The sequence below is a fragment of the Bradyrhizobium sp. genome (genome assembly GCF_035484855.1).
Classification (GTDB): domain Bacteria; phylum Pseudomonadota; class Alphaproteobacteria; order Rhizobiales; family Xanthobacteraceae; genus Bradyrhizobium.
This window is the reverse complement of sequence record NZ_DATHOP010000162.1, coordinates 1-23,323: the sequence shown is the minus strand read 5'-3', so window position 1 is coordinate 23,323 and position 23,323 is coordinate 1. Positions and strand designations below refer to the sequence as shown.

The window sequence follows — 23,323 nt, the reverse complement described above, 5'->3', positions numbered from 1 at the left end:
GATGAAGGTCGATGGCTGGCGCGGAACTGCACGACATCGGCGCACTGGCGGAGTTCCGCACGGCGCTCGTTCGATTTCGTGACCGCACGCGCGGCATTCCCGATGCGCTTCGGCTGCGAGCGTCGCGGGCGAAACAGGATCTCGCCGGACGCCGCCATGCTCTCGAAGCAAGGATCGAGGAGTTGGAGTATTCGGCCGGCGAAGATGAGCCGGACGGTCGCGAAGGCGGCGACGCCGAGCGGCGGTGTCAACTAGACAGGCTACGCCGCCGGCTCGAACAAATAGAGGGGGCCCAGGCCGAACTGGGCTCGGCTACAGCCGAGCACGCGTTGGCGCTCGGGCGATGGCGTTCCCTGATGGAATCCACTGTTCCAGCGGCTATTGCCTTTTTGTCGCGCAAACATGCGCAGGCTATTGACGCCCTGAGCGTCGGGCTTCCAGGCGGCGTTCCCGTGGCGCGGGGTGGATCGTCGCCCTCGGCCGATGGGAGCAGGGCGCTTCCCTGGATGCCGGACTCCCCGCATGCTCAATCCGATCCCGTGCACGCTGTCTCGCCTGATGAACTGCCGATATTGCCCAAAGGGTTCGTCTGGGCTCCCATTTCGCAACTCGATCGCGTCGAACTTCCGGACCGTCACGACTTTCGCAAGGGCGTCAGCTATGAGGACATGATTGTCGGGCTTCAGAGGTTATGGAGCGAATTGATACCGCTGCTGCAGAGCGCGCCCGAGGGCGGACGCGATGCCTGCGCGACATTCGACCGCGCGAATGGGAGAATCGATCCCCGCGGCTTCCCCCATCCCTCAAGCCTTGCCGATCTGTGGGGCCACTTCTTTGATCGGCGCTTCTCAAAGGAGTTCGTCCGGCTTGAGATTGACCGGACCGGCAAGTGGCATGTCGTGAACGGTCGTCACCGCATTTTCGTTGCGCTCGACCTGGGTTGGAAATTCATTCCGGCCGAGGTTGTTGATGCCTCTGCTCGCACAAGTGGCCAATGACGCAGCCCTCGGCTCAGCTTCTCGGCGACGCTGCGAAGGCGGTGACCTTGGCCTGGAAAAGGGCTTCGGCAGTCTGGCGGGATGAGACGGCACGGCAGTTTGCAGAGCAATTCTGGTCGCCCGCACAGGATGTGCTTCGGCGATACCAGGGTGCCGTCGAGCGGTTGGAGCGGGCGTTGATGGCAGCGGAAAGACTGGATGACTAGGAGTTACCTGCCAATCTGCGTCGGGGTCCCTATGTCGACGGGGCGCCCAATGGGGCGTGAGCCGGCGTTGCCGGTAAAGTTGAGGGTCCAGACGAACTGTTCGTCAGTGACCTGGAAACGCTGAAAGGGGATCGATACCTCGCCGGCTTGACAGGCGGTATTGTTCGGCCGCTGGAAGCGTTGACCGAGCACGACACACCACGACGTGTCGAGATTGCCCCATCGCATGCCGTTGGGTCCAATTCCCACGGCATAGAATTCGCCCTTGGCGAAATTGCCGGCGATTCCGCATCCATTGGCATAGACCATAGCCCATCCCTGGACCAGCCACGGCGCATTCTGGTTCTGGCGTGCCATCACTGCGACCTGCACGTTGAACGGCGTCTGATTGCAGATCTTGAAGGCGAAAGTGGACGCACCGGGCGGCCTGCAGCGTGGCGAATTGCGCGCAGTCTCAGTCTCGTTCTTCAGCGTCGCGATGAGGGGGCCGGATGAAAATTCCGACGTATATTGCGCAAGGCAGGGATCAGGAGAGCAGCTCGATCGGATGCACGCGAGCGAAGACTCGTAGAGGCGAGACTCTAGAAGGGACTTGGCTCGAGGGACGAATGCTCCGTTGGGCGCGCACTCGCGAATATAGTCCCGTAGCGTCTGAACGCCACCTTGCGCCGCCTGATCGTAGACGTCGCTCCGTGCACATCGCGACGCTGGCGCAGCTGTCGGGGTGGGTGCAGGGGCCGCGATCGGTGGGGAAGGAGGCACGCCAACGTCCCGCGAGATTCCATAGCCGAGCAGGATCAGAGCGACGACGAAGCCGCCGACGGTCCATGCGCCAATGGGGTTGGTGCTGGGAGGAGTGGTCATCCTGGACTTTGCGCCCCCAAAAGCGGGCAAAAGGCAAACTGAGTATCGGAACGTCCCCGAGCTTACATGAGAAACCGCAACCTTAACCAGAGGCCAACGGCACTAAGCGTGCCGTGCGCCGGGCCCCTACGGCGGCCCGGCAACTGCTAGCGCGCCAGCGCTCTCGTGGGTGCCTTGCTCTCCACCTCACGTCCGGTCAGCGCCATCACCGTCACCGCCACGATCCGCTCGATAATCCCCTGGACATCATTCAGATCGCACATGCCCTCCGACAGTTTCGTCAGCCGCTCGCTGTCGCGGATGGTCTGGTGCGCCATGGCGAGCGCAAAATGCAGGCCCCAGTAGAAGTCGACCGGGTCGCGATCGGGCAGCGAACGGCGCATGGCGGCGGCGAATTTTCGCAGATGATCGATTTCGCGATTGCGGATGCGGCGGATCGGCGGCACCGACTCGATCGAGGCGCGGATCATGAATCGCGCGGCCGTAGAGCGCTCGCGGTCGGGGCCGAGACAGCCGCGCAAGGTTGGTCCCACCAATGCGCGCAGGATGGCGGCGATGTCGGCGCGGCCGCCGCCGGCTTCTTCCGCCCGCTTCAATTCGTTGAGCCGCTCGCGGTTAGTGGCGAGCGAACGGGTGACGAACAGCTCGGCGATCAATTCGTCCTTGGAGCCGAAATGATAATTCACCGCCGCGAGATTGACATTCGCCGCCGCGACGATGTCGCGCAGCGTGACGTCGCCGAAACCGCGGTCGGCGTAGAGCCGTTCGGCGGCGGCGAGGATCGCGGTGCGGGTCTGATCCGACGGCATGGCTAACCCGGTTGCATTTCAAACATTTGTATGAAACTATCGTTTGAAGGGTGGGAATTGTCAATCCGCGCGAGCGCGCTTTAGCTTTCCGTGCCTTCACAGCACCGTCATTACAACCGTTGCGCCCGCGAAATGATCTTGCGGTGTCGAGGCGGCGGGGAGACAGTGCGGCCAACAATTTTAGAACCGTAAGCAGGGAGTGTCCGATGGACTTCAATATGTCAGATCGCCAGAAGGAATGGCTGGGCCGCGTGCAGTCGTTCATGACCAAGCACGTGCGGCCCGCGGTGCCCATCTACAAGCAGCAGGACGCCGAGGGCGCGCGCTGGAAGGTGATCCCGGTGCTGGAGGACCTGAAGAAGCAGGCGCGCGCCGAAGGGCTCTGGAACATGTTCATGCCGCCGTCGTCGCATGAGGACGACGAATTCCGCGGCGCGGGATTGAGCAACCTCGAATACGCGCCGCTCGCCGAAGAGATGGGCCATCTCAGCTGGGCCTCGGAAGTATTCAACTGCTCCGCGCCGGACACCGGCAACATGGAGGTGCTGATGCGCTACGGCACCAAGGAGCACAAGAAGCAGTGGCTGCGCCCGCTGATGAACGGCGAAATCCGTTCCGCCTTCCTGATGACCGAGCCTGCCGTGGCGTCGTCGGACGCCACCAACATCGAAACCCGCATCGAAAAAGACGGCGATCATTACGTCATCAACGGCCGCAAATGGTGGTCGTCGGGCGTCGGCGATCCCCGCTGCAAGATCGCGATCGTGATGGGCAAGACCGATCCGAAGGCGCCGCGCCACCAGCAGCAGTCGCAGATCCTGGTGCCGCTCGACACCAAGGGCATCAAGGTCGAGAAGATGCTGCCGGTGTTCGGCTACGACGACGCGCCGCACGGCCACGCCCAGGTGCTGCTGGAAAACGTCCGGGTTCCCGCCAGCAATATCCTGCTCGGTGAGGGCAGGGGTTTTGAAATCGCGCAAGGGCGTCTCGGGCCGGGCCGCATCCATCACTGCATGCGCACCATCGGCAAGGCCGAGGAGGCGCTGGAGAAAATGGTGAAGCGGCTGTCGTCGCGCACTGCGTTCGGCAGGAAGATCGTCGAATATTCGATCTGGGAGCAGCGCATCGCGGAAGCCCGCACCGACATCGAGATGAACCGGCTGCTTTGTCTCAAGGCCGCCGACATGATGGACAAGGTCGGCAACAAGACCGCCCAGCTCGAGATCGCCATGATCAAGGTGGCGGCGCCCAACATGGCGCTGAAGATCATCGACAACGCCATCCAGGCGTTCGGCGGGGCCGGCGTCTCCGACGAAGCGGGGCTGGCGCGCGACTATGCCTCGATGCGCACCATGCGGCTGGCCGATGGTCCGGACGAGGTCCATAACCGCGCCATTGCCAGACTTGAACTTCGGAAGTATGCAAACGCTCCTACGAACCATTAAGCAAAAGGAGCGCCGTGGCGGCGCTCCAAATGCCGTCATTCCGGAATGGTCCGAAGGACCATATCCGGAATCTCGAGATTCCGGGTTCGATGCGGAGCCTGTCATCGGGCCGCGCTTGGCGCGGACCCGTTGGCATCGCCCCGGAATGACGGACAATAAGGGTTAGGGAGCGTCATCGTGGCCGACGGCGTCAGGAAGGACGAGGAATTTTCCGGCACCAAGCCGGTCGAGGAGCGGCACCGGATCGACGAGATTCGTCTCGCCGGCTGGATGGCTGAGCACGTCGAGGGTTTTGCGGGACCGCTGACCGTCCTGCAATTCAAGGGCGGCCAGTCGAACCCGACCTACCGGCTCGACACGCCAGCCCGATCCTATGTGATGCGCCGCCGGCCGTTCGGCAAATTGCTGCCCTCGGCGCATGCGGTCGATCGCGAGTTCCGCGTCATCGCCGCGCTCGGCAAGCAGCCGGGCTTTCCGGCGGCGAAAGCCTATGCGCTGTGCACCGACGACACCGTGATCGGTGCCGCCTTCTACATCATGTCGATGGAAGAGGGCCGGGTGTTCTGGGACCCGTCGCTGCCGAGCCAGACGCGGGAGGACCGCCGCAAGATCTTCACCAGCAAGATCGAGACGCTGGCGAAACTGCACACCTACGATCCCCAGGCCATCGGTCTCGGCGACTTCGGCAAGCCCGGCAATTATTTCGCCCGCCAGGTCGACCGCTGGACCAAGCAGTACCGGGCGTCGGAGACCCAGCACATTCCGGAGTTCGAAAAGCTCGCCGAATGGCTGCCCAAAACCGTGCCGCCGCAGGAGCGGGTGGCGATCGTCCATGGCGACTACCGGCTCGACAACATGATCTTCCATCCAACCGAGCCGCGGGTGCAGGCCGTACTGGACTGGGAGCTGTCGACGCTCGGCGATCCCATGGCCGATTTCACCTATCTGCTGATGCAATGGACCATGCCGGGGCTGGCCAATGCCGACCTCGTGGCGCTCAATATTCCCAGCATGGACGAGGCGGCGCAGATCTATTGCAACGTCACCAACACCAGGGTGCCGGACCTGAACTGGTATTTCTCCTACAATCTGTTCCGGCTGGCCGGCATCACCCAGGGCATTGCGGGGCGCATCCGCGACGGCACCGCCGCCAACGCCAAGGCCATGGAATCCGCCAAGCGCACGGTGCCGCTGTCGAAGGCGTCGTGGGAATACGCGCAGAAGGCGGGGGCGGTTTAAATTGAGGGGCGCGTCATGGATGCACCCTTTTTTCTCGTCATTCCTCGCGCAAGCGCGTAGCGCTTGTCGCTGAGGACGCGCGCCTGCGACCTCGCCCGATCAGGCCAAGCCTCCCAGAAACTCCAATAGAGCCGCATTCACTTCGGCGGGGCGCTCCTGCTGCACCCAATGGCCGGCGCCGTCGATAATTCGAACGAGCCGCAGATCGGTTACGTGCTCGCGCATGCGCGCGACCAGGTCGACCCCCGGGAGGAAGCTGAGAACCGGTTCAAGGCTGCCGGCGATAAAGGCCGCCGGTTGCTCGATCCGGCGGGTAGCAATCTCCGCCTGCTGGGCGAAGTCGAGCTCGGACGTGCGGTAACGGTTGAGCGGTCCGCGAAAGCCACTCCTTGCGAATTCCCCGGTGTAATAGTCGAGGTCGTCGGGCGTGAGCCAATCCGGCAGCGGATTCGGGTCCACCAGACCGTCGAGGTATTTCGCGTCGGCCGGCTCGGCCGGTCTGGGTGCCGCCTTCCTGCCTTCGCCCGAAGCCGCATAGTAGATTTTCCGTAAGGAAGCGCGCACGTCGGTCTCGAATTCGGCCTCCGCGACACCAGGTTGCTGGAAATAGAGCTGATAGAAGAAGCGGTCCTTGTAGATGTTTCGAAACAGCTCGATGCGGTGGACCGGGCCTCTTCCGGCATGGGGGACGCTCAGCGCGGCGACCGCCCGAACGCTCTGCGGAAAGAACAGCGAAGTGTGCCAGACAATGGGCGCTCCCCAATCGTGGCCGACCAGAATTGCCTGCCGCTCGCCGAGAGCTTCGACGAGCCCCGCGATGTCGGCGCACATCTCCTTGATCGCATAGGCCTCGATCGCGGCTGGCTTGTCGCTGCCGCCATAGCCACGGACATCAGGCGCGGCGACGCGATAGCCCGCTTCAGCAAGGGCCGGAATCTGATGCCGCCAGGAGTACCAGCTCTCCGGCCAGCCGTGCACCAGGACGACCAGCGGTCCCTTTCCCGCGAGCGCCACCCGCAGCCGAATGCCGTTGGTTTGAACCGTGGCAAATTCCGGTTGTATGGTCACGATGTTTCCCCGAGTGTTTGCGGCGGTCGCGCTCGAACGATAACGCGCAACATCGACCGGCGAGAGCCATTTTCCAAGACCGGCGGTCACGCCTTTTTGTTATCCCGGGACCGCGCGCCCCGCGTGAAATCTAAATCGGCTTCCCCGCATACGGCATTGATGCCGTCAGCCCGCCGTCGACCGGGAACGCCTGGCCGTTGACATAGGAGGCTTCATCGCTCGCCAGGAACAAGCCCATCGCCGCGAGTTCGTGCGGCTGGCCGGCGCGCTTCAACGGATTGAGCTGGCCGATCTTGCCCTCGGTGCCGCGCGTTTTCGCATTGTCGAAGATCGGCTTCGTCATGCCGGTCTCGATCAGGCCGGGGCACACCGCGTTGATGCGCACGCCGGTGCCTGACAGCGAATAGGCGGTGGTTTGAACGAGGCTGATGACGCCGGCCTTGCTCGCGGCGTAGGGATGGCCGCTGGCGCCGGCCTTCAGCCCCGCCACCGACGCGGTGCAGACGATGGCGCCGGATTTCTGTTTGATCATGTGCGGCATCGAATGCTTGATCGCGAGAAAAGGCCCGATCAGGTTGATGCGCAAAATCTCCTGCCAGTGTTCGACCGTCTGGTCGGCAATCGACACCAGCCCGCCGCTGATGCCCGCATTGGCCCAGATCGCATCGAGCTTGCCGTATTTCGATAGCGCCTTGTCGATGAAGGCGATCACGTCCTTTTCGGAACCGGCATCCGCCATCACGGCCTCGACGGTACCCCCGGAGTCGCTGACGAGTTTTGCGGTTTCCTTTACGCCGTCGCTGCGGTCGACCGCGATCAGTTTGGCGCCCTCTTTGGTGAAGAGCAGCGAGGCCGCGCGGCCGATGCCGCTGCCGGCGCCGGTGATGATGACGGATTTGCCTTCGAGGCGGCCCATGCGTTGCTCCCTTGCAGCCTTCTCTCATCGCAGGCGCTTGCCGCCTTGCGGAATTCAAACAGGATTTCAAACGCCCAACTTCATGATCAAGTCACTTGAGGCGATCGATGCTCTGACGTACGACACCCCGACACTATTGAAGGGTACAAGCGATGTCCAATCCGGTAAAACCATCCCGCGCTGTGGTGACGACACGTTGGTGGTGGGTGCGTCACGCGCCGGTGCGCGAGGACAATGGCTGCATCTACGGCCAGAAGGACCTCGGCTGCGATACCTCCGACCGAGTGGTATTCGAAGCGGTTGGGAAAATCCTGCCGCGCAACGCGGTCTGGGTTTCCAGCAATCTGAAGCGGACGCATCAGACCGCAGACGCGATCTGGGCTGCCGGATTTCCGAGACCGGCCGCGATGGCGCAGGAGGCAGCGCTTGCCGAGCAGCATCTCGGGCAATGGCAGGGCATGAACCGCGCGGCGTTCATCGCGAGCCGGCCGGTCGGCAGCCACTGGTTCGCCGATATCGGCGAACCGGCTCCGGGCGGCGAAAGTTTCATGGATCTCTATAATCGCGTGCGCGGCGCGATCCTGCGGATCAACGCCGAGCATGCGGGCAGGGAGGTGATCGCGGTCGCCCATGGCGGCACCATCAAGGCGGCGATCGGGCTGGCGCTCGGCGAGCAGCCGGAGAAGGGGCTCGCCTTCGATGTCGACAATTGCTCGGTGACGCGGCTCGATCATTTCGCAAGCGAGGGCCATTCGAACTGGCGGTTGCCGATGGTCAACCAGCAGCCCTGGATCGCGGATGCCTCGCACAACGCCATGCATCAGCCTGCCGGGCCGGAACTGAAGCTGGCCTAGTTGTCATTCCGGGATGGTCCGAAGGACCAGACCGCAGATGCGCAATTGCGCACCGGGGAATCTCGAGATTCCGGGTTCGATGCTTCGCATCGCCCCGGAATGACGTTAGAAACGAAAATCAAAATCACATCCGGGAGAGAAACATGAGCCTGTTCGACATGAAGGGGAAAGTTGCCGTCATCACCGGCTCGACGAAAGGCATCGGCCGCGCCATCGCCGAGCGCATGGCGGAGCACGGCGCCAGGGTGGTGGTGTCCTCGCGCAAGCAGGATGTCTGCGACCAGGTGACGAAGGAGATCAACGACAAATACGGTAACGGCACCGCCGCCTCGATCGCGGCGAACATTTCCAGCAAGGAAAACCTGCAGCACCTGGTCGACGAGACTAATCGCACCTTCGGCAAGATCGACGTGCTGGTCTGCAACGCCGCGTCCAATCCCTATTACGGGCCGCTCGGCGGCATCTCCGACGACCAGTTCCGGAAAATCCTCGATAACAACATCGTCGCCAACAACTGGCTGATCTCGATGGTGGTGCCGCAGATGATCGCGCGCAAGGACGGCTCGATCGTCATCGTCTCCTCGATCGGCGGGCTGAAGGGCTCGACCGTGCTCGGCGCCTATGCGATCTCGAAAGCGGCCGACATGCAGCTCGCCCGCAACCTCGCCTGCGAATACGGCAAGCACAATATCCGCGTGAACTGCATCGCGCCGGGCCTGATCAAGACCGATTTCGCGAAAGCGCTGTGGGACAATCCGGAAACGCTGAAGGCCTCCACCGCGCGCTCGCCGCTGCTGCGCATCGGCACCCCGGACGAAATCGCCGGCGCCGCGGTCCTGATGGGGTCGAAGGCCGGCGATTTCATGACCGGGCAGACGATTGTGATCGACGGGGGTGCGACGATCAGTTGAGATTGCCGATACTCGTCATTCCGGGGCGCGCGTAAGCGCGAACCCGAAATCTCGTGCCACAATCTCGGGATTCCGGGTTCAGCCCTGCGGGCTGCCCCGGAATGACGGTGCTTATTCCACCGCCGCGTAGATCAAATCCCGCAGCAGGTCGCGGATATAGCCGCGCTGGCCGGGGCCCTGCATCATGAAGACGGCGAACATCTCTTCCTTGGGATCGATGAAGAAGAAGGTTCCGGCCATCCCGCTCCAGAAGAACTGACCGGCCGAGCCCAGGAACGGCGCGATACCGGCTTGCAGGCGGACCGCGAAGCCGAGCCCAAAACCGTGACCGGCCGGCATCAGCGGGGAATCGATCTTGACCGAGGGGCCAAGATGATTGGAGGACATCAGCTCCAGCGTCTTGCGGCCGATCAGCCGGGTGCCGTCGAGGCTGCCGCCATTGAGCAGCATCTGGCAGAAGCGGGCGTAATCCATGGTGGTGGAGACGAGGCCGCCGCCGCCGGATTCCATCACCGGTTGTTCCAGCATGTTGTAGAGCTGCACTTTTTCGCCGGTCCAGGGATCGGCCGGGAAGGGTTCGGCGAGGCGAGCGGCGTTTTCCTCGCCGGTATGGAACGCGGTCTCCGCCATCTGCAGCGGCGCCAGGATACGCTCGGCGAGGTACGCGCTCAAGGTCTTGCCGGAAACCACCTCGATGATGCGGCCGAGAATGTCGGTCGAGCGGCTGTAGTTCCATTCCGCGCCGGGCTGGCAGACCAGGGGCAGGCTCGCCACCATGGCGGCGTGCTCGGCGCTTGTGATTTTTCGGCTGCGCAGCGGCTGCTCCTTGTAGAGCTGCTGCACCAGGCGGTTGCCGGTATGGTCGTAAGTGATGCCTGACGTGTGCCGCAGCAGGTCCTGCACCGTCATCGGCCGCGCCAGCGGCACCAGTTCGAGCTTGCCGCCGCTCTCGACGCCGACCTTCTGGTTGGCAAATTCCGGGATGAATTTCGCAACGGGATCGTTGAGGATGAGATGGCCTTCTTCGATCAGCATCATGATGCCGACCGAGACGATCGGTTTGGTCATCGAGAAGATCCGGAAGATGGTGTCGTGGGCCATCGGTGCCGATGCCGCCGGACTTTGCTTGCCGAGCGCATCGAACCAGCCGACCTGGCCGCGGCGGGCCACCATGACGGTTGCGCCGGGCAGCGTTCCCTTGTCGATCTCGCGCTTGAAGGCGTCCGACATCCGCTGCAAGCGGGCCGGCGACAGTCCGAGCTGTTCGGGTCTTGCTTGCGGCAGCGGCGGGGTTTGCGGGGCAGGGGTCTGCTTTGTCGCGGCTTGCGGGGTCATGATCTCTCCCTTTGCTCTTGTCGTTGGGTACGACGAAGTCTGGCGCAGAACGGCCGGCTTGAACAGAGCGTTAACCCTCAGCACCCGGTGATTTGCTAACATGGGCTTGCATGGCCAGGAGAGAACCATGAAGGCTCAGCCCGCCTTGCGGGCTCTGCTTCAAGCGCTCGCAATCGCTGCCGCCTACGCGGCGTGGCCAATTGCGGCCGGCGGCGCTTTTTGTCCCGAACGCCCGCCCTGTCATGGATGCGGTTGCAAAGGAGGCCCCGGATACCGGGCTCCGGACGGGCATTGCGTCGGCTTCGTGGAACTCGACAAGGTTTGCGGAAATCCGCCGAGCCGCTGCGTGTTTGAAAATGCGCCTGGCACCGGCGAAAATCGAGAGTGCGCGTTGGCGCGGCGCCGCGGCAACACAGCCAAAGGCAATTAAAGATAGACAACGGTCTTGTTACCACCTTATCTCCCGACGGGTTGAGTGAAGGATAACAGGGCGGGGGTTGCGTTGGGGACGATGTGGGGGTTGGCGCGGCTTGCTGCGCTTGCGCTGGCCGGTTGCGTGACGACTGCGGAAAACTCACTGTCGCAGAACGATATCGCCAGCATGAAGCTGACGGGTATCACCGTGAGTTTCGCTCCCGACGCAGGCGTGCAATGGGAAGACGGCATCCGCGCCTATGCCACGGCGAAGGCCATTTCGGACGACCAGATCGCGACCGCTACCAACACGCCGGAAGGCAATGCCTATGTCCGGACCATGCTGGCACCGGTGATCCAGACCGGAGTATCGAAGAGCATGGCCGGCCAACTCGTCGGCTCGCGACCGGTGCGGCTCGACGTGGTGGTCAAGAGCTTTGCGCTTTCATCGGCGGTGCAACGCATTCTGATCGGAGGCGGCCGCGGCATGGTTGCGGATGCCAATCTGGTCGATGCCCGCACCGGCGCGATCATCATCGCCTATCCGAATCTGGTGGCGGCCTCCTATGCGGGGCAGGGGATCGTTGGAACCGCGGTCCAGGCCGCGATCGACAGTTCGTCCGACCAGAGCGTCGCCGAGAAACTGGCTTCTCGCTATGGCAACATTTACCGCAATTGGTTGCTGCGCCAGTCCTAGCCGTCCGATCGCCGGTTAACCGCGCTTCGCCCCTTGCAATCGGGGCACCCCCTATGCTTCAAACGGCGCGGATCGGCGGCGACGCTAGCGTCCTCACAGGAGTGTAGCTCAATTGGTAGAGCACCGGTCTCCAAAACCGGGGGTCGCAGGTTCGAGCCCTGCCACTCCTGCCAGCTAAGTCATTGCAAAATAAAAATATTTCTGGCGACTGCTGCGCGGCATAAGGGGATGCTCGGTGGGTCTTGAAATCAGGGGGACTAGGCTTTCCCCCGCGCAGGTAGCGGTCATCGTCTGGATCGCGCTTGCAGCCATTTTTTGGGGCAATCTATTCCGCTTTTATCCGTCGATGATCGATGGAGTCTATGACGGCACATCGGAAGCTGCCGTCGTTGGCCGTCTGGCGCGCGCGGCGGCCGATGGCATTTTCAGGAACACTGACCTTGGCGTCAACGTGGTTCCTCAACAATCCCGAGCGGACCTCTATGATTACCAAAAGCAAGTCCGCTATTTCGAACATCCGGAGTTGATCCACAGCCTTGGCCTGGACTGGGCTCCTTACTCCAGCCATTTTGGCCTTCAGGGCTATGCGTTCGCGGCCATCGATCTGATCGATCCACTGCCGCGCAGCTTGCGGATTTCATTCTATCATCTGCTGGCATCGCTGTTTGCGGCCGGCATGCTGGTCTGGATGGCCGCCATCCTGCGCTCGAAATTCGGCTGGGCTGCATTCATCGGATTTCTGCTGCCTGTGGCCATCGAGCCCATGTTCAGCGGACTGGCGCCGAACCTCTACTGGTTCGCCGGTAGTTGGTTCTTTCCCATCGCTTTCGGGATGCTGCTCGCCGACGAGGACGACGAGAAGCGCAAGCGCGTCCTGCTTGGGTTGTTGTTTCTGGCCTTTCTGGCGAGGTTCCTCTGCGGCTACGAATTCACCTCGACGATCATCCTGGCGGCCGCGGTGGGTTGCCTTCTGACCGCTGAGGAAAGGCCGGACCAGTTTCGGCATGTCGTCAGAAATGCAAGCTGGGTCGTCGCCGTGGGGGTGCTCGCCTTCATGGTCGCGGCGATCGCCCAGGCAGCCAAGGAAGGTGGCTTCGCCATCTTCGCGCAAAAGGCCGCCAATCGCATGATCGGCGACAGTCCCTCTCTCGAGGCCGCTCTGACATTTGGAAAATTCGAGCCGATCGGCGCAGTCATCTGGCTCTATCTCGGTGGCAACTCCGTCACCCTGATCAAGAGCTTCAGCTTTGTTCTGGCATTCATCGCCATGACTGCGGTTCTGATCCTGCTCGATGAACGCTTCAACTGGTTCTATGGCGCCGGACGCCGCAAGCTTCAGGTGCTGGCGCTGGCCGTGCTCGCCTCGTTCGCCGCTCCGCTGTCGTGGTTCGTGCTCGGCAAGGGACATTCCTTCGATCATCTGCCGTTCGACCTGATCCTGTGGTACGTCCCGACCATTCCATTGGGCTTTGCGATGCTTGCGGTCGCGATCGTCAGCCTGGTGGAGTATCTGAAGCTGAAGCGCGGCGATGCCCTGCAGAGCCTGCTGGTGGTCTCCATTCCGCTTCTGCTGGTCGGTGCGGCCATCGCGATCCGTGTCGTCGACAAGAGAATCGAAACGGCGGGCACTTGGGTCATCACGGAACATGCGAACGCCGCCCCGATTTTCGAAAGCCCCTCGCTCGGCATTGAATTCAGGATGAGCAACGACTGGTTCACCCTGCGTTACCCTTGTGCCACCCGGCCACCTTTCCGGATATTCCAGATCGACGCCGAGCAGGACGGCAAGATGGTCGACTACGAATTCGAAGTCGGCAGGAATCAGGTGCTGTCCAGCGGCGGAACCTGCATTGCCGCGCGGGCCAAGTCCGACAGGCCCGTCACCAGGATTCACTTTGGCGAACTCTCCAACGTCGGTCAGGTCTGGCAGCGGGACGCAACCATCTCGCTGCCGGACACCTTCAAGCCCGAGGCTCTCACCAACGAAGATTGGGACCGCGGCGTGAAGCGTAACTCCGCTCCCCAGTTGCTGCTCGGCAGCAACGATTTTGGTCGGCTGCTGATCAAGAGAGGGGACCAGGTTCTGATCTCGTCAACCGACCGGCGGACCATCACCTCGATCGCGTCGGCCGGCGGTTTGAGTATCCTGAACCTCGGCGGCGCACCGATCCATCTCGCCGAAGGGAACGATCCGGTATTCGGGATCATTCGGAAATAGCCTGGAGAAGAGCGCACATGGTTGCGGTCTGGCCGCGCCGGTCTGGATTGGTCACTGATGCGAAGCCGTCGGCCAGCGCCAACTACCTGCTCGGGTATGGCAGCGTCCCTGATGCGGACCGCATTGCCGGTCGCGCTCGGCCTGCGCATCGACACCGTCAAGGTCGGCATCGGTTTCCGCTGGGGCGGTCCGATCGTCGCGCGATACTGATCCGGGTCCGCTCGCGCAAATGAACTAAGGGCCGCGAAGTGACGCAGATCACCTCCCAAAAAGGACCATGCGTGTTATCCTGCCTCGAGCATGGGCGGCGCCGTAACCGCTGGAGGGTACGATCTCGGCCTTCCCGTGACGGTCGCCGGGGATCGCGTTGTTCTTGGCAAGGTATGTGAAAGGCATGTTCCGTTTCATCGCCGCGGTTTTGGGATTTTTGGCGGCCTTCGCCGTCATCGATACCGGTCGGGCCGCGCAAGACAGCCCGTCGCAAGGCAAGCCCGCCGAACAGGTGCAGCTCAGTTATTCGGCGTGGACCAGAACCTGCACGCGTGAGGTCGACGCCGGCGGCAAGCAAATCTGCGTCACGGTCAAGACCGGACGCATTGAATCGGGACAACCGGTGGTCACCGCCATCCTCGTCGAGCGGGAAGGCGAATCCCGGAAGACCCTGAGGGTGGTGCTGCCGATGGGAATGCAAATGGCGCACGGCACCCGAATTATCGTCGATTCCAATACGCCGCTGCAAAGCGCCTATGAATTCTGCACGACGGAAGGCTGCGCCTCGGATTATGACTTGACGCCCGATCTCGCAAGCCAGTTCCGCAGAGGCAAGAATCTGGTTGTTCAGGCCATTAATGCGAACAGCGCACCGCTGACGCTGCCGCTTCCGCTCGCCGACTTCAACAAGGCGTTGGACGGCAATGCGACCGATTGGGGTTCGCTTGACGATCAGCGCAAGAAAATCGTGACCTCATTGCTTGGAATCAAGAACGAAGCCGGCCAATCGATCGTGAACCCGACGCTGATCTACGCTCCCTGGACCAAATTCTGTCTCAGGGGACAGGACGCCAACGCCAAGCTGGTTTGCTTCACTGGCAAGGACGGCCGGATTGAATCGGGTCAGCCGCTGATCGCGGCCGTGCTTATTGAGCCTGAAGGCGAAACGAAGAAAATCATGCGCGTGACGCTGCCGTTGGGGGTGCAACTCACCAACGGGACCCGTGTCACCGTCGATGGCAACGCGCCGTTGGCGAGTCCTTACGTGATCTGCTTTGCCAATGGCTGCATGTCCGATTACGAGGTCACGCCGGCTCTGCTGGCGAGCCTGCGCAACGGACGCTCCCTCTCGGTCCAGGGCACCTTCAACACGGGACGGGCAGTGACCCTGGCGCTGCCGCTCGCCGAATTCAACGCCGCCTATAGCGGCCCGCCGACCGATCCGAAGGTGTTCGAAGCCGCGCAGAAAAAGCTGCAGGAAGAACTGGTTCAACGCGCAGCCGCGGCGCGCGCGAGGGCACAGCAAAATCCGTCCGGCCAAAATCCGCCCGGCGATGTCGTTGCCGCCGCCAGGACACCGGAACCTGCAACGCCGGCGCCGAGTTCGCCGAGGCCTGCGGCGGTGCCGTTCGGCCGTCGCGTCGCACTTGTGATCGGCAACTCCGCCTACCAGCATGCGCCGACCCTGCCGAACCCGCGCCGTGACGCGGTGATGGTGGCCGATGCGCTGCGTCAGGCCAATTTTCAATCCGTGACGCTGCAAAACGATCTCGGACGCGAACAACTCGTCAACGCCTTGCGGGATTTCGCCAGACTGGCGGAAGGCGCCGACTGGGCCGTGGTGTATTATGCCGGACACGGCATGGAGGTCGCCGGCGTCAATTACCTCGTTCCCGTCGATGCCAGGATCAGCACGGATCGCGACATCAACCTCGAAGCGGTGTCGATGGACCAGGTGCTGAACTCGGCGGAGCGTGCCAGGAAATTGCGGCTGGTGCTGCTCGACGCCTGCCGCGACAACCCATTCGCCGATCAGATGAAGCGCACCATGACGACCGTCTCGCGCTCCGTCAGCCGCGGACTGGCGCAGATGGAACCCGATCCGGGCACGCTGGTGGTGTTCGCCGCCAAGCACGGCGAAACCGCCATGGACGGCGATGCCCAGAATTCACCGTTCGCGCTGGCCTTTGTCCGGAATATCCGGACCCCCGGCGTCGAAGTCCGGCGCCTGTTCGACAACGTCCGCGACGATGTGATGGAGATGACGGGACATCAGCAGCAGCCTTACAGCTACGGCTCGATTTCCGGTCGCCAGGACTTTTATTTCACCGCGGCGAATTAGCGACCCAAGGCCTCGGCGCCAATGGACGCTTCGGCCCGCCGGCCGATGGCCGTTGCGGTTTCTGCCCGGATTCCCCCGACCTTGACCTTTCGCCGCCCCCGCAGTACATACCCGACACCTGCTGCCGGCCCGTTTGACGGATATCCGGCGCGGCTTTGAAATCCCCCGAACAATCGAGCCCGCTTGCCGGCTCATCCTTCTGAAGAGGGCTGGGCGCTAGCGGGCTGTTCGGATTCCGAAATTTCGTAAAACTCGTCTGGCAACGCGGATCACATCGAGGATGGCTTTCAGCCCGTTCAAATTCCTGCAGGAAGTGCGCTCGGAGACCGCCAAGGTCACTTGGCCGACCCGCCGCGAGACGACCATCACCACCATCATGGTATTCGTGATGGTGGCGCTGGCTTCGCTTTTCTTCTTCGCCTCCGACCAGGTCATCTATTATGTCGTCACCCACTTACTGAGCTTGCACCCATGACATCAGCAGCAGCAACTCAGACCATGGATAAGCGCTGGTACATCGTCCACGCCTATTCCAACTTCGAAAAGAAGGTCGCGGAATCGATCCGCGAGCAGGCCAAGCAGCGTGGGCTCGAGGAACTGTTCGAGCAGGTACTGGTGCCGACCGAAAAGGTCACCGAGGTGCGCCGCGGCCGCAAGGTCGACGCCGAGCGCAAGTTCTTTCCGGGCTACGTGCTGGTCAAGATGAAGCTGACCGACGAGGCCTTCCACCTGATCAAGAACACACCGAAGGTCACGGGCTTCCTCGGCGCCGAAAACAAACCGATGCCGATCTCGGAAGCCGAAGCCATGCGCATCCTGCACCAGGTGCAGGAAGGCGTGGAGCGCCCGAAGGCGTCGGTGTCGTTCGAGATCGGCGAGAATGTGCGCGTGGCCGACGGCCCGTTCGCCTCGTTCTCCGGCGTGGTCGAAGAAATCGACGAGGGCCGCTCGCGGGTGAAGGTCGCAGTCTCGATCTTCGGCCGCGCGACGCCAGTCGAACTGGAATTTGCTCAGGTCGAGAAGGTCTGAGCGTCTTGACCTCTCCCCGCTTGCGGGGAGAGGTCGGATCGCTTTTGCGATCCGGGTGAGGGGGACTCTCCACGGGTCCCGATGCCGAGAGAGCCCCTCACCCCGGCCCTCTCCCCGCGAAGAGCGGGGCGAGGGAGAAGTGAAGAGCCGTGGAAGGGGACTGACGGTCGCCAGCCGTCATGCGAACCGCACCACGGTCCTGTGAAGCCTCCGGAATGGTCCGGAGGCAGCATGAGGAGTGATAGATGGCAAAGAAAGTGACCGGATACCTGAAATTGCAGGTGCCGGCGGGTGCTGCGAATCCGTCGCCCCCGATCGGCCCCGCGCTTGGTCAGCGCGGCCTCAACATCATGGAATTCTGCAAGGCGTTCAACGCCCAGACGCAGAAGGAAGAGAAGAATACGCCTATTCCGGTGGTGATCACGATCTACGCCGATCGCTCGTTCACCTTCGAGATGAAGACGCCCCCGATGTCGTTCTTCCTCAAGCAGGCCGCCAAAATCCAGTCCGGGTCGAAGGCCCCGGGCCGCGACAAGGCCGGCGCGGTGACCAAAGCGCAGGTGCGCGAGATCGCCGAGAAGAAGATGAAGGATCTCAATTGCGATACCGTCGAAGCGGCCATGAAGATGGTCGAGGGTTCTGCCCGTTCGATGGGTCTGGAAGTGGCGGGGTAACGGATCATGTCAATTGGAAAGCGCTTGAAGAAGGCCCGCGAGGGCGTTGATCGCGAAAAGCTTTACCCGCTCGCCGACGCCATCAAGATGGTCAAGGAACGGGCGAAGGCGAAGTTCGACGAGACCATCGAACTGTCGATGAATCTCGGCGTCGATCCCCGTCACGCCGACCAGATGGTCCGTGGCGTGGTGACCTTGCCGAACGGCACCGGCCGCACCTTGCGGGTCGGCGTGTTCGCGCGTGGCGCCAAGGCCGAAGAGGCCAAGGCTGCCGGCGCCGATGTCGTCGGTGCCGAGGATCTGGTCGAGAAAGTGCAGGGCGGCCAGATTGATTTCGACCGCTGTATCGCCACCCCCGACATGATGCCGCTGGTCGGCCGGTTGGGTAAGGTGCTGGGCCCGCGCGGCCTGATGCCGAACCCCAAGATCGGCACCGTGACCATGGACGTCACCTCGGCCGTGAAGGGCGCCAAGGGCGGCTCGGTCGAATTCCGCGTCGAGAAAGCCGGCATCGTGCAGGCCGGCGTCGGCAAGGCCTCGTTCTCGGAAGAGAAACTGGTACAGAACGCCAGGGCGCTTGCGGATGCGGTTTCGAAAGCAAAACCCGCCGGCGCCAAGGGCACCTACATCCAGCGCGTGGCGGTTTCCTCCACCATGGGACCGGGCGTCAAGGTCGAGCCCGGCAGCCTGCACGACTGACACGGCCAGTGCGGCTACGATAGATTCAGGGGCGGGACGGGGAGACCTGTTCCGCCCTTTATCTTTGACGCTAGGAAATCAGCCGATGCCCGACAAGGTCCTGATCTTTTCACGTTTTCCCAAGGCGATGATGGTTCGCATCGGCGAGCGTTTCGAACTCATGGATACCGGCGGAAAACCGGCGCGCGAAGTCTTCAGTGCGGAGCAGCTTGCCGGCGTCCGCGCGATGGTCACATCCGGCAGCACGCCGATCGGTGGGGCCGCGATGGACGTGTTGCCGAAGCTCGGCGCAATCATCTGTTACGGCACCGGCTATGACGGCCTCGATCTCGCCGCCGCGGCTAGCCGCGGAATCGCGGTCGGCAATAGTCCGGGGGCGAACGCCGCCTCGGTCGCCGACATCGCGGTGACGCTGATGCTGGCGGTGACGCGGCGCCTGCTACCGGCCGACAATTATGTGCGAAGTGGCGACTGGGCAGCTGCCAAACCTTCACCCCTGATGCGTCCGCAGCCCGGCAATCCCGGCCGCAAGGTCGGCGTCTACGGCATGGGCGAGATCGGCCGCAAGATCGCAGCCCGCCTCGCCGCGTTCGAGTGCGACATGGCCTATTTCAGCCGCAGCCGGCACGACGTGCCGTATCAATACATGCCGAGCCTGGAGGCGCTGGCGGACTGGTGCAGCGTGCTGATGATCGCGGTTCGCGCCGGCGAGGACACCAACCACGCCGTCGACGCCAATATCCTGCGCAGGCTCGGCAAGGACGGCTGTGTCGTCAACATCTCCAGGGGCTCGGTCATCGAGCAGAAAGCGCTGGTCGCAGCATTGGCGGCCAACGAGATCGCCGGCGCCGGCCTCGACGTCTATGAGAAGGAACCGCACGCCCCGGACGCGCTGACCGCTTTGCCGAACGTGGTGCTGACCCCGCATATCGGCGGCCACACGCTCGATTCACACATGGCGATGCAGGATTGCGTGATCGCCAATCTGGAGGCGTTTTTTGCCGGGAAACCGCTGCCTCATGCGGTGAAGGGAGCAGTCCCAGCCTGAGCCGATGCTGTCCGCTCGGCTATTTGTGGCGGCGGGTTTCGGCTATTTGGCGGCCCTCGGGATGCATGTTCTGGTGCGGGGCCTCGGGTTCATCGCGCCGATTTCGCCGCCGGTGACCTGCTTGATCTTGCCTCTGCCGCAGCTGCCGTCGTCGACTAGGATCACCTGTCCAGGGACCATCTGGCCGTCGAACGGCTCTTGTTTGACGACCATCTGGGCGTGGCTGCTACTGGCAGTCACGAGGAACGCGAAGACTGACTGCCAGACAACGTGTTTCATGAATGTTCCTCCCTAGGGAACTCACTCGCGCTGGAGAGGAACAATGCCCGAATTCGGGTATCGGCGGGGCGAAAAACTGAGGCAAAATAGGGCTTGGCAAGCCGAAAAAGACCCGCTAAAGGATCGCTTCCGGGCGTGCTGGCCGTTGCTGGCACGTCCGTGCTCGCATTCCGAAAGCCCGATACGCCAGGAGATCATTCCTTTCAGGACATCCGCTATGGATAGCTCGAAAGGATGAGAAAAGCTGTCGGTTCAAAGGGGTGTGGGCAGGGGTCTTCCGTTCAACCGGATGATCTCGAATCCTGTCCAAGACTGCAGGCGCCCGCGGCGAAACCCACTGGTTTCCTCAACGGCTTAATCGCATGGCCTGCATAGACGGGTGAAGACCTTTTTTCGCCTTGCGTCGCGGGGAATCGCGACGGAAAGCGGATTGGTTCGAACCTCGACACCCCGTGGCCCGAGGAGGGCTCGGGAGGGCAGGCTTTTCAATTGTCGTTCTGCCCGGCGTGTCCTTCAAGACTGTGTCTCGAGGTCAGGTTCTGGTGGGAACGATGGGTGCAACCCGGCGGTCCTGCCTCAAAGGCAGAGCCCGCCAACCGGAGAGAGCTTGCTGTGGAAAGAGCGGCAAAAAAGGACGCGGTCGAGGAGCTGAACGGTCTGTTCAAGACCACCAGCGTTGCGATCGTCGCCCACTATTCCGGCCTCACCGTCGCCCAGATGCAGAAGCTGCGCATGCAGATGAAGCAGGCGGGCGCCTCGGTGAAGGTCTCGAAGAACCGTCTCGCCAAAATTGCTCTTGAGGGCACGGACGTCGTTGCCATCGGTTCCCTGTTGAAGGGGCCGACCGTGATCGCGACTTCAAACGATCCGGTAGCGGCGCCGAAGGTTGCCATCGAGTTCGCCAAGACGAACGAGCAGTTCATCATTCTCGGCGGATCGATGGGTAAAACCGTCCTGGATGTGAACGGCGTCAAGGCGCTTGCCGCGTTGCCGTCGCTCGATGAACTGCGCGCAAAGATCCTCGGCCTGTTGGTGGCGCCGGCGACCAAGATCGCCCAGCTCTCGACCGCGCCCGCAGCCAAGCTCGCGCGCGTCATTCAGGCCTATGCCTCAAAGAGCGAAGCGGCCTGACCCTTCGCAAAACGCAAAACCTGGTTCGAACCAATCAAGCTTTAAGGAAACAGATCAATGGCCGACCTACAGAAGATTGTTAATGACCTCTCGAGCCTGACCGTGCTCGAGGCTGCCGAGCTCGCAAAGCTGCTGGAAGAAAAGTGGGGCGTCTCCGCCGCCGCCGCCGTCGCGGTGGCCGGCCCGGCCGCTGCCGCCGCTGCTCCCGTGGAAGAGAAGACCGAATTCACGGTCATGCTGATGGCCGCCGGCGAGAAGAAGATCGAAGTCATCAAGGAAGTCCGCGCCATCACCGGCCTCGGCCTCAAGGAAGCCAAGGACCTCGTCGAGGGCGCGCCCAAGGCGGTCAAGGAAGGCATCAACAAGGACGAGTCCGAAAAGATCAAAGCCCAGCTCGAAAAGGCCGGCGCCAAGGTCGAGTTGAAGTAATTCGGGTGATCGGGAGCCGGTTGGGCTACCGGGTTCATGCAAAAGGCGTGCGACGGGGCGTCCCGGAATACGCTGAACACGAAAAAGTGTGGGGATTCGCGGGCTTGCCCCTCGAATCTCCACGATTGTCATCCCATATCGGGACGGCAGCACGAAAACACGGCTTGAGGCAGAGCGGCGGCGTTCCTTCCGTAAGCCGTTGGGAGATAGGCAATTTCGGGCTTTTGCAGTCCGTGAAAAACTGGTTGTGACGGGCGGGTGCGAATCGAGCGCCCCGCGCGTCGTTTTGCGTTTTGAAGGTCTGAAGAACAAATTCAGGACTTAAATCCTGAAAGTGCGCTTCCGGCTCCTCGAAATGGATCGAAATTCAACCCGGGGGCGGCGGGCAGCCGCGCTCCGGAAGGTTCGCCCCTCACGGGCGACGAAATGAGAGGCCACGATGGCGCAGCAGACATTCACCGGTCGCAAACGCGTTCGCAAGTTCTTCGGACATATCAAGGAAGTCGCGGAGATGCCGAACCTCATCGAGGTTCAGAAGGCGTCCTACGACCAGTTCCTGATGGTCGATGAGCCCACCGGCGGCCGGCTGGACGAAGGCTTGCAGGCGGTGTTCCGCTCGGTGTTTCCGATCTCGGATTTCTCCGGCACCTCGATGCTGGAATTCGTCCGCTACGAGTTCGAGCCGCCGAAATACGACGTCGACGAGTGCCGCCAGCGCGGCATGACCTATGCCGCGCCGCTCAAGGTGACGCTGCGCCTGATCGTGTTCGATATCGACGAGGAAACCGGCGCCAAGTCGGTCAAGGATATCAAGGAGCAGGACGTCTACATGGGCGACATCCCGCTCATGACCATGAACGGCACCTTCGTCGTCAACGGCACCGAGCGCGTCATCGTCTCGCAGATGCACCGTTCGCCCGGCGTATTCTTCGACCATGACAAGGGCAAGACCCATTCGTCCGGCAAGCTTTTGTTTGCGGCGCGCGTGATTCCGTATCGCGGTTCCTGGCTCGACATCGAGTTCGACGCCAAGGACATCGTGTTCGCGCGCATCGACCGCCGGCGCAAAATTCACGTGACCTCGCTGATGTTCGCGCTCGGGCTGGACGGCGAGAGCATCCTGTCGACGTTCTACAAGAAGATCATCTACAAGCGCACCAAGGAAGGCTGGCGCGTGCCGTTCGACGCCACCCGTTTCCGCGGCTATTCCACGATCAACGACCTGATCGACGCCGACAGCGGCAAGGTCGTGCTCGAGGCCGGCAAGAAGCTCACCGTGCGCGCCGCGCGCCAGTTCCAGGAAAAGGGGCTGAAGGCGCTGCGCATGTCCGACGAGGAACTGGTCGGCAACTACCTTGCCGAGGACCTCGTCAATCCGAAGACCGGTGAAATCTATGCCGAAGCCGGCGAGGAAATCACCGAGAAGTCGCTGAAGGCGCTCAACGAGCAGGGCTACAAGGAACTGCCGCTGCTCGACATCGACCATGTCAATGTCGGCGCCTATATCCGCAACACGCTGCACGCCGACAAGAACATGACGCGTGAAGACGCGCTGTTCGACATCTACCGCGTGATGCGTCCCGGCGAGCCGCCGACCATCGATTCGGCCCAGACCATGTTCCAGTCGCTGTTCTTCGACTCTGAGCGCTACGACCTGTCCGCGGTCGGCCGCGTCAAGATGAACATGCGCCTCGAGCTCGATGCGCCCGATACCCATCGCACGCTGCG

Annotated in this window: 21 protein-coding genes, 1 tRNA gene and 3 pseudogenes; 19 read left to right on the top strand and 6 right to left on the bottom strand. The window is 62.4% G+C overall.

The genetic code is table 11. The features are described 5' to 3' along the window. Positions 1–11 precede the first annotated feature (11 nt). Positions 12–998 carry a hypothetical protein gene (locus VK804_RS18420; protein ID WP_325372834.1) on the top strand — a complete coding sequence of 329 codons (987 nt, stop codon included), beginning with the start codon at positions 12–14 and terminating at the stop codon, positions 996–998. 209 nt (positions 999–1,207) lie between these two features. Here the strand turns inward: VK804_RS18420 and VK804_RS18415 are convergent, their stop codons facing one another. Continuing rightward, positions 1,208–2,068, bottom strand: coding sequence for a DUF1036 domain-containing protein (locus tag VK804_RS18415; RefSeq protein WP_325372832.1), 861 nt, complete (start codon positions 2,066–2,068; stop codon positions 1,208–1,210). 146 nt (positions 2,069–2,214) lie between these two features. Further along, positions 2,215–2,877 carry a TetR/AcrR family transcriptional regulator gene (locus VK804_RS18410; RefSeq protein ID WP_325372830.1) on the bottom strand — a complete coding sequence of 221 codons (663 nt, stop codon included), beginning with the start codon at positions 2,875–2,877 and terminating at the stop codon, positions 2,215–2,217. Positions 2,878–3,083: 206 nt separating this feature from the next. Between VK804_RS18410 and VK804_RS18405 the strand changes: the two genes are divergently transcribed. Beyond that, positions 3,084–4,322: an acyl-CoA dehydrogenase family protein gene (locus VK804_RS18405; protein ID WP_325372828.1), complete on the top strand. Its 1,239-nt coding sequence runs from the start codon at positions 3,084–3,086 to the stop codon at positions 4,320–4,322. A gap of 177 nt (positions 4,323–4,499) precedes the next feature. Continuing rightward, entirely contained in the window at positions 4,500–5,561 is a 1,062-nt protein-coding gene (locus tag VK804_RS18400) for a phosphotransferase family protein (RefSeq protein WP_325372826.1), read from the top strand. Positions 5,562–5,660: 99 nt separating this feature from the next. Here the strand turns inward: VK804_RS18400 and VK804_RS18395 are convergent, their stop codons facing one another. Both VK804_RS18395 and VK804_RS18390 read right to left on the bottom strand, forming a co-directional pair. Further along, positions 5,661–6,629 (bottom strand): alpha/beta hydrolase, encoded by a 969-nt coding sequence (locus VK804_RS18395; protein WP_325372824.1) that lies wholly within the window; start codon positions 6,627–6,629, stop codon positions 5,661–5,663. Positions 6,630–6,759: 130 nt separating this feature from the next. Then, positions 6,760–7,545 carry an SDR family oxidoreductase gene (locus tag VK804_RS18390; protein ID WP_325372822.1) on the bottom strand — a complete coding sequence of 262 codons (786 nt, stop codon included), beginning with the start codon at positions 7,543–7,545 and terminating at the stop codon, positions 6,760–6,762. 152 nt (positions 7,546–7,697) lie between these two features. Here VK804_RS18390 and VK804_RS18385 point away from each other — a divergent pair, with 152 nt between their 5' ends. Next, the gene (locus VK804_RS18385) at positions 7,698–8,399 is read left to right on the top strand and encodes a histidine phosphatase family protein (protein WP_325372820.1); all 702 of its coding nucleotides are present in this window, start codon (positions 7,698–7,700) and stop codon (positions 8,397–8,399) included. A gap of 143 nt (positions 8,400–8,542) precedes the next feature. After that, the gene (locus tag VK804_RS18380) at positions 8,543–9,310 is read left to right on the top strand and encodes an SDR family oxidoreductase (protein WP_325372818.1); all 768 of its coding nucleotides are present in this window, start codon (positions 8,543–8,545) and stop codon (positions 9,308–9,310) included. 111 nt (positions 9,311–9,421) lie between these two features. On the opposite strand, the gene VK804_RS18375 is transcribed toward VK804_RS18380, so the two are convergent. Continuing rightward, complete coding sequence (locus VK804_RS18375; RefSeq protein ID WP_325372816.1) at positions 9,422–10,645, bottom strand: serine hydrolase domain-containing protein; 1,224 nt, start codon at positions 10,643–10,645, stop codon at positions 9,422–9,424. A 475-nt stretch (positions 10,646–11,120) separates the two neighbouring features. Here VK804_RS18375 and VK804_RS18370 point away from each other — a divergent pair, with 475 nt between their 5' ends. From VK804_RS18370 to VK804_RS18320, 11 genes and pseudogenes are all read left to right on the top strand, one after another. Further along, positions 11,121–11,756 carry a hypothetical protein gene (locus VK804_RS18370; protein WP_325372814.1) on the top strand — a complete coding sequence of 212 codons (636 nt, stop codon included), beginning with the start codon at positions 11,121–11,123 and terminating at the stop codon, positions 11,754–11,756. 97 nt (positions 11,757–11,853) lie between these two features. Next, positions 11,854–11,929, top strand: a tRNA-Trp gene (locus VK804_RS18365). Between the two features lie 62 nt (positions 11,930–11,991). After that, positions 11,992–13,974, top strand: coding sequence for a hypothetical protein (locus VK804_RS18360; protein ID WP_325372812.1), 1,983 nt, complete (start codon positions 11,992–11,994; stop codon positions 13,972–13,974). A gap of 394 nt (positions 13,975–14,368) precedes the next feature. Then, a pseudogene (locus VK804_RS18355) lies at positions 14,369–14,875 on the top strand (invasion associated locus B family protein); the annotation flags it as partial. Between the two features lie 114 nt (positions 14,876–14,989). After that, a pseudogene (locus VK804_RS18350) lies at positions 14,990–15,511 on the top strand (invasion associated locus B family protein); the annotation flags it as partial. Positions 15,512–15,586: 75 nt separating this feature from the next. Further along, entirely contained in the window at positions 15,587–16,306 is a 720-nt protein-coding gene (locus tag VK804_RS18345) for a caspase family protein (protein ID WP_325372863.1), read from the top strand. A gap of 280 nt (positions 16,307–16,586) precedes the next feature. Next, complete coding sequence (gene secE, locus VK804_RS18340; RefSeq protein ID WP_325372810.1) at positions 16,587–16,781, top strand: preprotein translocase subunit SecE; 195 nt, start codon at positions 16,587–16,589, stop codon at positions 16,779–16,781. A 23-nt stretch (positions 16,782–16,804) separates the two neighbouring features. Continuing rightward, positions 16,805–17,335, top strand: a complete 531-nt coding sequence (gene nusG, locus VK804_RS18335) for a transcription termination/antitermination protein NusG (protein WP_325372860.1) — start codon at positions 16,805–16,807, stop codon at positions 17,333–17,335. Positions 17,336–17,580: 245 nt separating this feature from the next. After that, complete coding sequence (gene rplK / locus VK804_RS18330; RefSeq protein WP_325372808.1) at positions 17,581–18,009, top strand: 50S ribosomal protein L11; 429 nt, start codon at positions 17,581–17,583, stop codon at positions 18,007–18,009. A 6-nt stretch (positions 18,010–18,015) separates the two neighbouring features. Further along, positions 18,016–18,708, top strand: coding sequence for a 50S ribosomal protein L1 (gene rplA / locus VK804_RS18325; RefSeq protein ID WP_325372806.1), 693 nt, complete (start codon positions 18,016–18,018; stop codon positions 18,706–18,708). A gap of 85 nt (positions 18,709–18,793) precedes the next feature. Further along, complete coding sequence (locus VK804_RS18320) at positions 18,794–19,756, top strand: 2-hydroxyacid dehydrogenase (protein WP_325372805.1); 963 nt, start codon at positions 18,794–18,796, stop codon at positions 19,754–19,756. 42 nt (positions 19,757–19,798) lie between these two features. Here VK804_RS18320 and VK804_RS18315 read toward each other — a convergent pair whose 3' ends face one another. Then, complete coding sequence (locus VK804_RS18315; protein ID WP_325372803.1) at positions 19,799–20,035, bottom strand: DUF6719 family protein; 237 nt, start codon at positions 20,033–20,035, stop codon at positions 19,799–19,801. A 612-nt stretch (positions 20,036–20,647) separates the two neighbouring features. Here VK804_RS18315 and rplJ point away from each other — a divergent pair. The 3 genes and pseudogenes from rplJ to VK804_RS18300 form a co-directional block, all read left to right on the top strand. Further along, on the top strand, positions 20,648–21,166 hold the full coding sequence (rplJ, locus tag VK804_RS18310) for a 50S ribosomal protein L10 (protein ID WP_325372801.1): 519 nt from the start codon (positions 20,648–20,650) through the stop codon (positions 21,164–21,166). Positions 21,167–21,223: 57 nt separating this feature from the next. Further along, positions 21,224–21,595, top strand: coding sequence for a 50S ribosomal protein L7/L12 (rplL, locus tag VK804_RS18305; protein ID WP_325372799.1), 372 nt, complete (start codon positions 21,224–21,226; stop codon positions 21,593–21,595). A 439-nt stretch (positions 21,596–22,034) separates the two neighbouring features. Further along, a pseudogene (locus VK804_RS18300) lies at positions 22,035–23,323 on the top strand (DNA-directed RNA polymerase subunit beta); the annotation flags it as partial.

Coding starts and splice junctions, on each gene's coding strand:
- VK804_RS18420 (WP_325372834.1), top strand. CDS start 12: ATGGCTGGCGCGGAACTGCACGACATCGGCGCACTGGCGGAGTTCCGC.
- rplK (WP_325372808.1), top strand. CDS start 17,581: ATGGCAAAGAAAGTGACCGGATACCTGAAATTGCAGGTGCCGGCGGGT.
- rplA (WP_325372806.1), top strand. CDS start 18,016: ATGTCAATTGGAAAGCGCTTGAAGAAGGCCCGCGAGGGCGTTGATCGC.
- secE (WP_325372810.1), top strand. CDS start 16,587: ATGGCTTTCAGCCCGTTCAAATTCCTGCAGGAAGTGCGCTCGGAGACC.
- VK804_RS18380 (WP_325372818.1), top strand. CDS start 8,543: ATGAGCCTGTTCGACATGAAGGGGAAAGTTGCCGTCATCACCGGCTCG.
- VK804_RS18385 (WP_325372820.1), top strand. CDS start 7,698: ATGTCCAATCCGGTAAAACCATCCCGCGCTGTGGTGACGACACGTTGG.
- VK804_RS18375 (WP_325372816.1), bottom strand. CDS start 10,645: ATGACCCCGCAAGCCGCGACAAAGCAGACCCCTGCCCCGCAAACCCCG.
- VK804_RS18410 (WP_325372830.1), bottom strand. CDS start 2,877: ATGCCGTCGGATCAGACCCGCACCGCGATCCTCGCCGCCGCCGAACGG.
- VK804_RS18315 (WP_325372803.1), bottom strand. CDS start 20,035: ATGAAACACGTTGTCTGGCAGTCAGTCTTCGCGTTCCTCGTGACTGCC.
- VK804_RS18320 (WP_325372805.1), top strand. CDS start 18,794: ATGCCCGACAAGGTCCTGATCTTTTCACGTTTTCCCAAGGCGATGATG.
- VK804_RS18415 (WP_325372832.1), bottom strand. CDS start 2,068: ATGACCACTCCTCCCAGCACCAACCCCATTGGCGCATGGACCGTCGGC.
- nusG (WP_325372860.1), top strand. CDS start 16,805: ATGGATAAGCGCTGGTACATCGTCCACGCCTATTCCAACTTCGAAAAG.
- VK804_RS18390 (WP_325372822.1), bottom strand. CDS start 7,545: ATGGGCCGCCTCGAAGGCAAATCCGTCATCATCACCGGCGCCGGCAGC.
- VK804_RS18405 (WP_325372828.1), top strand. CDS start 3,084: ATGGACTTCAATATGTCAGATCGCCAGAAGGAATGGCTGGGCCGCGTG.
- rplL (WP_325372799.1), top strand. CDS start 21,224: ATGGCCGACCTACAGAAGATTGTTAATGACCTCTCGAGCCTGACCGTG.